This is a genomic window from Albidovulum sp., from assembly GCF_049646345.1.
Taxonomy (GTDB): Bacteria; Pseudomonadota; Alphaproteobacteria; order Rhodobacterales; family Rhodobacteraceae; genus Albidovulum.
This window is the reverse complement of record NZ_JBARVQ010000534.1, coordinates 1-5,860: the sequence shown is the minus strand read 5'-3', so window position 1 is coordinate 5,860 and position 5,860 is coordinate 1. Positions and strand designations below refer to the sequence as shown.

5 protein-coding genes and 1 other RNA gene are annotated in these 5,860 nt (G+C 62.3%); 5 read left to right on the top strand and 1 reads right to left on the bottom strand.

What is annotated here, in order from left to right; all coding sequences use genetic code 11:
- From WBB85_RS13700 to metG, 4 genes are all read left to right on the top strand, one after another.
- Positions 1-517: ImuA family protein (locus WBB85_RS13700; RefSeq protein WP_432639166.1), on the top strand; the 517-nt coding region annotated here is incomplete at its 5' end.
- Positions 518-553: 36 nt separating this feature from the next.
- Positions 554-1,174, top strand: a complete 621-nt coding sequence (locus WBB85_RS13695; RefSeq protein WP_432639165.1) for a YceI family protein — start codon at positions 554-556, stop codon at positions 1,172-1,174.
- A gap of 305 nt (positions 1,175-1,479) precedes the next feature.
- A complete protein-coding gene (locus WBB85_RS13690) occupies positions 1,480-2,700 on the top strand; it encodes an MFS transporter (protein ID WP_432639164.1) in 1,221 nt (406 codons plus the stop codon).
- A 64-nt stretch (positions 2,701-2,764) separates the two neighbouring features.
- The gene (metG, locus tag WBB85_RS13685; RefSeq protein WP_432639163.1) at positions 2,765-4,483 is read left to right on the top strand and encodes a methionine--tRNA ligase; all 1,719 of its coding nucleotides are present in this window, start codon (positions 2,765-2,767) and stop codon (positions 4,481-4,483) included.
- A gap of 111 nt (positions 4,484-4,594) precedes the next feature.
- On the opposite strand, the gene WBB85_RS13680 is transcribed toward metG, so the two are convergent.
- Positions 4,595-5,374, bottom strand: coding sequence for a hypothetical protein (locus tag WBB85_RS13680; RefSeq protein WP_432639162.1), 780 nt, complete (start codon positions 5,372-5,374; stop codon positions 4,595-4,597).
- A 62-nt stretch (positions 5,375-5,436) separates the two neighbouring features.
- Here WBB85_RS13680 and ssrA point away from each other — a divergent pair.
- Positions 5,437-5,790, top strand: a transfer-messenger RNA (tmRNA) gene (ssrA, locus tag WBB85_RS13675).
- Positions 5,791-5,860 lie beyond the last annotated feature (70 nt).

Here is a 5,860-nt window from a genome sequence, read left to right as displayed (position 1 = left end):
GAGCACGCAAGGCCCGGTGCTCTGGCTGCGGCCCGGCTGGCTGCCCGAACGTCTGTTCCCCGAAGGGGTGGTTCCCTTCATTGAGCCGGGGCGGCTGATCTTTGTCACCCCGCGTCGGCCCGAGGATATGTTGTGGTGCTTCGAGGAAGGCTTGCGCGCCGGGGCGGTGGCGCTTGTCGTGGCCGAACTGCCCGAACCGCCGCGCCTGACACCGGTGCGACGATTGCACCTCGCCGCAGAGACCGGGGCCGAGGACGGACGGGTGACACCGACCGGGCTGATGCTGACGCCCGGGGCGGGCGGCGCGGCCGGGGTCGAAAGCCGCTGGGCCATCGCGCCCGACCATGGGATGGACCGCACCCGATGGCGCCTTGACCGGCTTCGCGCCCGGGCCGATCCGCCGCAAAGCTGGACCCTCACCGCGCAGAAGGACCGTTCGGGCTTCGCCCTCGCCCGGCTGAAATCCTCCGACCCGGATTCGGATCACGCGGATATGAGTGCCTCGGAACAGACTTGAGGTATAGACTGACCCAGCCCAATCCCCGGAGCTGACATGCGCATCGCCCGTAACCGGACCATTGTCGTCATCCTGTTCGCACTTCTTGCGGGATTACGGCTTTGCAGCCTCGTGACAGGTCATTCCCTCATCCCCGCCGCCCATGCCGCGCCGCTGAGCTATGTGCTTGACACCGAAGGCTCCGCTGTCGGCTTCGAGACGGATTTCGGCAAAACCCCGATCCGGGGGCGGATGCCGGTCACATCGGCAGAGCTCAGCCTCGATTTCGATCATGCCGCCGCGAGCCATGTTACGGTCACCCTGTCGGCTGACAATGCCCGGGCGAGCTTTCCCTTCGCAACCCAGGCCATGAAGGGGAATTCCGTCCTCGATACCGGCAGCCACCCCGAGATCCGTTTTGAAAGCACAAAGGTGCGCCCGACCGATACCGGCGCATCCGTTACCGGGTTGATCACGATCCGGGGTGTCACGCGCGAGGTCACACTCGACGCCCGGCTCTACCGGCCCGACGGCACTACGCCCGGCCACCGCGAAAACCTCTCGATCCTTTTGACCGGCAAGGTCAACCGCTCCGATTTCGGCGCGACAGGTTTCCCCGACATGGTCGGTGACGAAGTCCGGCTTAAGATCCTCGCCCGCATCCGCCGCGCTGGCTGACCTGTTGTAATCTGATTGCGTGCCCGCGAAACGCGGGCACAAGCCTTCTGGCACTGCGTGCGAATTCGCTCCGCTGGGAGTATTTGAGAACAGAAGAAATCAACGAATGCTTCTGCTGTTCTCAAATACTCCCGCCGGAGGCAAATCCGAATACCCGCTGCATTGCAGTGGGTATGAGACATATCTTGCGCCCGCTTGCGGGCGCTCCTTTTGAAAACATCCGGCTCAGGGTGGAAGGGGCGTTTCTCCTCTGGTCAATCCGAAACGAAGCAGACAAGGTAGCCGCGCCTTACCGGACCTGCCAGATGCGCCTTCTGATCTCTTTCGCCGCCCTCTTTCTCTCGGTCGTTCTTCTGCAACTCGGCACCGGCGGCGTGGCGCCGCTTGATGCGCTTTCCGGGGTGGAGCTTGGCTTTTCCACTGCCGAAGTCGGTATACTCGGGTCGGCGCATTTCTTCGGTTTCTTCATCGGCTGCTGGTGGGCACCGCGCCTGATGGGCACGGTCGGCCATTCCCGCGCTTTTGCCGCCTTCACCGCGGCGGGTACGATCGGGCTCATCGCCCATATGATGATCGTCGATCCCATCGCCTGGGCGATCCTGCGCATGGCCTCGGGCGCATGCGTCGCCGGGTGCTACACGATCATTGAGGCCTGGTTGCAGGCCAAGGTCACGAATGAGACGCGCGGCCGCGCCATGGGGCTTTACCGCATCGTCGATGTCGGCGGGTCGCTTGCCGCCCAGCTTGTCATCGGGGTTCTGAGCCCGGCGACCTATTTTTCCTACAACCTGCTGGCCATCATCTGCTGTGCGGCCCTGCTGCCCCTGACCGTCAGCCGCGCGCCGCAGCCCGATACGCCCGCGGCACCACGGCTGCGCCCCGCCATGGCCTGGGCGCGCTCGCCGCTTGCCGCCGCGGGCGTCATCGTTTCGGGTGTCTCAACGGCAGCTTTTCGCATGGTCGGCCCGATCTACGGGATCGAGGTCGGGCTCTCGGCCGACATGATCGCGCTCTTTCTTGCCGCCTTCGTCCTTGGCGGCGCGATCGCGCAGCTTCCGGTTGGCTGGCTTGCCGACAAATTCGATCGCCGGACCGTTCTCATGTGGCTTTCGGTGACTGCCGCCCTGGCCTGCGGTGCCACGGTGGCGCTGTCAGGCCTCGGCACGGCGGCGGTCTTCCTGACGGCCGGACTTTTCGGCGTGACGACGATGCCGATCTATTCGGTCTCGACCGCCCATGCCCACGATTTCGCAACCGATGAGGAACGGGTCGAACTGTCGGCGGCCCTCATGTTCCTCTACGCGATCGGGGCCATCGCCTCGCCGCTGATCGCCTCGACGCTGATCGCGTCATTCGGACCCGCATCGATGTTCGTCTTCATCGCCGTCATCCATCTGGGCCTTCTGGCCTTTGGCGTGCTGCGCATGCGCGCCCGCCCCGCGCCATCAGACCGGACGCGTTATGTCTATACACCGCGCACCAGCTTCCTGATCGGACGCCTTCTGAAGCGGAACGGGGCGGACTGAACCCTCTGGCCCTTCCTCGCCAAAGCCGGTAAATCGACCGGGCTACGGACGGAAAGGCGCATCTATGTCCCGGATACTGATCACTTCTGCGATCCCATACATCAACGGCATCAAGCATCTCGGCAACCTCGTGGGCTCACAGCTCCCGGCCGATCTCTATGCCCGTTACATGCGGTGCCGGTGCCATGAGGTGATGTTCATCTGCGCCACCGACGAACATGGCACGCCCGCCGAACTGGCCGCTGCCAAGGCCGGAAAACCCGTGGCAGACTATTGCGCCGAGATGTGGGCCGTGCAGGCCGACCTCGCCAAAGGCTTCCGCCTGTCCTTCGACCATTTCGGCCGCTCGTCCAGCCAGCGCAACCATGTGCTGACCCAGCATTTCGCGGCAAAGCTCGCCGAAAACGGCTTTATCGAGGAAGTGACCGAAAGCCAGGTCTTTTCCGTCGCTGACAACCGGTTCCTGCCCGACCGCTATATCGAGGGCACCTGCCCGAATTGCGGATACGACAAGGCGCGCGGCGATCAGTGCGAGAACTGTACCAAGCAACTCGATCCGACCGACCTGATCGATGCCCGCTCGGCTGTCTCGGGTTCGACCGAATTGGAAGTGCGTGAGACCAAGCACCTCTATCTCAAGCAGAAGTCGCTGAAGGGCGAGATCGAGGCCTGGATCGACAGTCAGCAGGACTGGCCGATCCTGACCACCTCCATCGCCAGGAAATGGCTGCATGACGGTGACGGCTTGCAGGACCGGGGCATCACCCGCGACCTTTCCTGGGGCGTGCCGGTGCAGTTCGACGGCGCGCCGTGGCAGGGCATGGAGGGCAAGGTCTTCTACGTCTGGTTCGACGCGCCCATCGAATATATCGCGGGCACCGCCGAATGGGCCGATGCGAACGGCAAGACCGAGGCCGACTGGGAACGCTGGTGGCGCACCGACAAGGGTGCGGACGATGTGCGTTACGTCCAGTTCATGGGCAAGGACAACGTGCCCTTCCATACGCTCAGCTTCCCCGCGACGATCATGGGCAGCCGCGAGCCGTGGAAGAAGGTCGACTATATCAAGAGCTTCAACTACCTGAACTACGATGGCGGCCAGTTCTCGACCAGCCAAGGCAGGGGCGTCTTCATGGAGCAGGCGCTGTCGATCCTGCCCGCCGATTACTGGCGCTGGTGGCTTCTCAGCCATGCGCCCGAAAATGCCGACAGCGAATTCACCTGGGAAAACTTCCAGACCTCGGTCAACAAGGACCTTGCCGACGTTCTGGGCAACTTTGTCAGCCGTATCACCAAGTTCTGCCGCTCGAAATACGGCGAGGCGCTGCCCGAGGGTGGCCAGACCGGTGAGCGCGCACAGGCGCTGATCGAGGAACTGGAAACCCGCACCCGCGCCTATGAGACGCATATGGAGGCGATGGAGATCCGCAAGGCGGCGACCGAGCTGCGCACGATCTGGGTCGCGGGCAACGAATACCTGCAATCGGCAGCCCCTTGGTCGGTCTTCAAGGAAGACCCCGACCGCGCGGCGGCGATGGTGCGGCTGGGCCTCAACCTCGTCCGGCTTTATGCGATCCTTTCGGAACCCTTCATCCCGGATGCATCGGCGGCGATGCTGAAGGCGATGAATTGCAACGATAAACGCTGGCCCGGCCCGATCGCCGAGGCGCTGACCGCCCTGCAACCCGGCCACGCCTTCGAAACGCCTGAGGTGCTCTTTGCCAAAATCGCCGACGAGGACCGGGAAGACTGGCAGAAACGCTTCAGCGGCATCCGGGCTTAGGGCTGGCTTCAGGCCCCAATAGGATTAAACCGGCTCAAACCTACGGCATCAGTCGTCTTACGGGTGCCCGTGCCCCGGGACGCCGGTCAGCCGTGGCGTGTGCAGGCTGTGTCATTGTGCGAGGATCATCAGATCGTACGTGATGTTCTGTACCATGTCGCCCAGTTCCTCGTCCGGGTTGGTATAGAAAGCGCGGAATTCGAGTGTGTGATGTCCAACCGGCAAGGGACGGACCATCATCCAGTAGCCATCGGTTGCCGCAGGCGCGAAAGACGGCGGATTGAAGGCCTCTGGAACGCGCAACAACGGATCGAAACATTCGGAGGAGGCGAGCCGGAACCGCTCGGCATTCGTGACTTCGCTGCCGTCCAGCCGGACCTTCACATAGACATATCGGGCGTTGTTTTCGGCAACATGCGCGCGGACCGAGTCGCATGACTTCTCCGAACCCGGCTCGGTATATTCGATAAGGTTGATCACCGGGAAGAAGATGTGACGTCCTTCCGGCACCGGGCAGGTCCTGTTGATCTTCGAGGTGCCGTAACCTCCTGCGAGGAACCATACCGGCCCCCTTTGGTTCACTCCGCAATACTCTCCGGTGAGATCGCTGACAGGACTCTCGCTCTGCCGCATGGAAAATGCCCATTGCCACCATTCGTTGACATATGCGTTCAGCGACAGGCCATCGACCTTCTCCCCAAGGTCCACGACATAGATATCCGCATGTGGAACACCTTCGGATGCCGCCGGTCCAGAAACCAGAAGCATTGCCGCGAGGATAAGGCCGAATCTCATAGATAATTCCGTTTGAAGAGTGTTTGGGGTCACCAGAATCCCGCATTGATTGCAGGATACAAGCACCAATGCCAGCAGACGTTGCGCCTCAGACATCCGTTTCGTCAGAACCGCCGACACGGATCATGCGGACAGGCGAAAACGGTTCAATGGCATCCGGCCTTGCGGCGCACTTGGCCGGAGCATATATTCAACGTGTTCGGGTTCGCCCGGGCTATGGACATAAACGCGCTCGTAATAAGCGGATCGGACCCGGGGGCGGTACCCGGCGGCTCCACCAACACCCCGTATTGGCGGGACATGGGGCCGAAACAGGATCGACGAACGTCTAAAGGGGTTTGCTTTGTCCCGGTGAGGTACCACCGTTATCGGTCCGATATGTACAGTTGCCAATAACAACCGTGCTCCGATGGCTCTGGCTGCGTAAGCAGTTCGAGTGATCGAAACTTAAGCCCTTGCGCCTAGCAGCGTAAGGCGGGGTTCGCAGGCACCTGGCAACAGAAGCCTGCACTTTACCTTCCTGCTGCAAGTCATTGAAAAATCGTGTTACGTAGACGTTGGACCCTGCAAGCAGTCTGGCGC